Annotated in this window: 1 protein-coding gene; it reads right to left on the bottom strand. The window is 30.8% G+C overall.

Annotated elements, in window-relative coordinates; translation table 11 throughout:
- A partial coding sequence (locus SAY88_RS25875) for a DUF5679 domain-containing protein (protein WP_348533385.1) occupies window positions 1–111 on the bottom strand: 111 nt, incomplete at its 3' end.
- Window positions 112–263 lie beyond the last annotated feature (152 nt).

Below are 263 nucleotides of genomic sequence, written 5' to 3'. Positions count from 1 at the left end.
ACAGGTAGGACAAGTACCTTTTGATGCAGGTCTACCATTTTTTAGGGTTACAGACTTTGGATCCTTCATTTCTCTTTTAGTTCTGCATTTGACACAATATCCTGTTACCATCTTATCAATAATTAAAGAAGGTATTATTAGCAAAACACTGTAAAAATTATTTATCCAAAAACGTTGAGATGACTAGCAGTTTTTAGAATATTGAATCATTTTTTCAAAAATTAAGTGTAAAGTTTGCCTTTTACCCCAAATTCTCATTGCAT

Source organism: Halalkalibacter flavus (assembly GCF_036663575.1).
In the GTDB taxonomy this organism is placed as follows: domain Bacteria; phylum Bacillota; class Bacilli; order Bacillales; family Bacillaceae_D; genus Halalkalibacter; species Halalkalibacter flavus.
Note: the sequence above shows the minus strand (reverse complement) of the source record. Positions and strands in the feature narration are given on the sequence as shown.